This is a genomic window from Centipeda periodontii DSM 2778 (genome assembly GCF_000213975.1).
Lineage (GTDB): Bacteria > Bacillota > Negativicutes > Selenomonadales > Selenomonadaceae > Centipeda > Centipeda periodontii.
The window spans coordinates 1-613 of record NZ_GL892082.1; the positions used below are offsets into that span (position 1 = coordinate 1).

The 613-nt window shown below is 52.7% G+C and carries 1 protein-coding gene; it reads left to right on the top strand.

Annotation, left to right across the window (positions count from 1 at the left end):
* Positions 1 to 102: 102 nt before the first annotated feature.
* Positions 103 to 613 (top strand): helix-turn-helix domain-containing protein (locus tag HMPREF9081_RS12665; protein WP_040395762.1); only part of this gene is annotated, 511 nt, incomplete at its 3' end.

Below are 613 nucleotides of genomic sequence, written 5' to 3' on the forward strand. Positions count from 1 at the left end.
CGTTGTAAAATGAAGTTGAACAGCTAAACAAAAACAAAATCCATAGTGACGTCCCGTGCTATAATGGTTCTGCTACAAAACATCAGCAAAGGAGCAATCACTATGGATTACGCCTATTCTACCACAATGGAAGCTGTTCGTAAATCGGGAAAGCACTTTACCCTTGACGAAAGGGGGCAAATACAGGCACTTCACCGCGAAGGATTCTCCCTTCGCGCCATAGCCGCACGGGTTGGATGCTCGCACACGGCGATCCACTATGAGCTTAAGCGGGGGACACCCGAACGCCAAGCTGCTCGCGGGCGGTCTCCACAATATACGGCAAGGCGTGGGCAACGGGCTTACCTCGAACATCGAAAGAACTCCAAACGACCGTATAAGGTTGACAGCGCAGGCTGTGCGCCATTCCTGCGTTGGATGACCGAAAGAATCCGTAAGAACAAGTGGTCGATCGACATGTGCGTCGGGGATGCTAGGGCGAACAAACGGTTCGACGAGGATGGTATCCCATGCACCAAGACGCTTTACAATATGCTGTGGGCGGGTAGGATTCCGCTGACGCTGTTCGATGTCCCGCAAGCGCTCGGACGAAAGTGCAAGCGCAAGCGAAACT